The following is a 2,275-nucleotide window of genomic DNA, read 5'->3' on the forward strand; positions in this document are numbered from 1 at the left end:
GGTGCCGATCATGCGCCAAGCCGTGCAGAACCGGCGCGCTGAGTTGATCCGGGCGTGCGCGGATGCGGCCTACGCCATGGCTTTTCAGTGGCACCAGGACTTCGCCAACCGGCTCGAAAAGGTGGTCGGCGCGGGCATCGCGTCGCTGGGGCTGCCCTTTGCGCGTGAAGTGGTCGATCAGCTGCGCCGCCACATCGACGACCAGCTGACCGCCGGGGTTGCGCAGCTGGGCAACATGGGCCCGCCCGACATCGTGGCGATCTCGCCGCAGGTGGACGCCGGACTGAGGTCCCTGCACGGGGTGATGACGAACACCGACCAGGTGGTGGCGGCCGTGGTGGACGGATTCCGCGCGACGGTGCGCCGTCAGCTGTTCGCCGACGCGGCCGCCCGCATCGCCGACGTGATGCGCGTGGTGGGTGTGGAACTGCTGGTGCCGCTGCGGGATCGGCTCAGCGAGGCCATGATTCAGCTGGAGATCGCCCGTTCGGAGCCGCCCACCGACGTCGGGCTGGCCCGCCTGGCCACCGATCAGTACGCGGCCTGGCCGGCGGACGCCGACGAGCTGGTGCCCAGCCGGTTCGCCGAAGCGAACAATGAAGTGCTGCTGATCAATTCGACCGCCTTCAAGGGACGCTACGAGGCCGATCTGCCCAAGGCGGTGGCCGGCGCCAACGCGATGATCCCGCTGCAGTCGGCCATCGAGGAGGCGACCGCGCGGGTGATCCTGGGCGAGTGGCAGACCACCGGCGGTGTGGCCGCACCCGGCGGGTTGATCGAGCGCACCGCCACCTGGGTCACCCGCGCGCTGGGCACCGACCCCGAGACGGGCCGCGCCCGGGTGCCCTCGATCGCGCAGTTCGACATCCACACCCGCCCAGTCGAATTGCTGCGCCGGGCCCGGCTGTACGTCGAGCGGCCCGGGGAGTCGTTCGCGGAATTCTGCAAGGTGTCGCTGCGCGACTACGTGCAGGGCGCGGGCGCCTCGGAGTCCGAACTGGTGACGCGCCGTCGCGACATCGCCACCAAGTTCGCCGAGGCGCTGTCGTTGGCGCGACCGCTGGCCAGCGTCAACGACCAGGCCCTGCAGCGGGTGCACCCCGGTCAGCAGACCGAGTACCGCTACAAGTTCTCCGAGATTCCGTTCGCCGGTCAACCCGTCGACCGGGAACTGTTCGAGGTGATCCGCAACAATCCGCGCATCGACCAGGCGACGAAGGACAACTACGGGCGTTCGCTGTCCGACGAGGACAGCGTGACCCGCATCGACATCTTCGGCTCGTATCCGAACTATTCGCCGCTGGCGTTCGACTCGGTGCTCAAGCCCGCCGCCCAGCAGTGGGCGCAGACCGCGGGGCCCGGGCGCGGCGCCTTCTGGAAATACCGTCGCTCCCGCCCGCTTTCGGCGTCCCTGCCGATGACCGATGAGCAGCGGCGCACCATGACCGGCGGCTGGTTCGTCGGTCAGCTGCTGGGCCGCATCCAGATCCCGGCGTCGCCGTTCACCGAGCCGGTGCGGATCTACGACGCCGACAGCGGGCAGTGGCTGAACTTCCCGAACCCGCTGCTGACGCCGCCGTCGGCGTTCCATGCCCCCTACGACTGGTTGCCCGCGGTGCTGGAATCGATCCTGCTGGCGATCGCGCAATCGCACGAGCCGCCGGTGATGCGATCGCTGCGGCCCTACAGCGTGCTGCGCGAGCTCTACGACGCGCATTCGCAAGACCCCGCGAGCGGCATCGTCGCGCTGTCCGCCCAGGGGCTGCTACGTGAATTCCTGCAAGGGATCTCGAGTACACCCGGCGTGCAGTCCCGGGTGCCCGGGGTCGCCGAGGCCCAGACCGCCGACGCACGCGCCGCGGCGGCGATCGAGTGGCTGACCACCATCCGCGACGTTGCGGCGCAGTATCTTCCGGCGGACATGGCCGGGGCCACCCCCGGCGGGGCGTTCACCACGGTGCCGACGCGCACCACGGCGTCGAACACGCCGATGTTCCGCGACCTGGCACCCGACGTGTACGCGGCGACCGGCGCGCTGATCAACCTGATCCAGCACGAGGCCGAGGCGCTGGCGGCCGGCGCGGCGGCGGGCGGTCCGGTGCTCGACGGCGGTGCGCCCGTGGTGATTCCCGAAGGCGGGACGTTCTGACCATGGTGGTATCCAGTGACAACGCACTCACGGTGATCGTCTCGCCTCACCTGCATACCGACGAGCTGCTCGGTGTCCTGTGCGATTACTCCGCCGCGGGACTGCTGGGCGTCTTCGTCTGGGTGG

The 2,275-nt window shown here is 69.8% G+C and carries 1 pseudogene; it reads left to right on the plus strand.

The features are described from left to right. Positions 1-2,149 (plus strand): annotated as a pseudogene (locus A5622_RS29805) (hypothetical protein); the annotation flags it as partial. Positions 2,150-2,275: the final 126 nt, after the last annotated feature.

Source organism: Mycobacterium sp. 1245801.1, from assembly GCF_001673055.1.
GTDB lineage: Bacteria > Actinomycetota > Actinomycetes > Mycobacteriales > Mycobacteriaceae > Mycobacterium > Mycobacterium europaeum_A.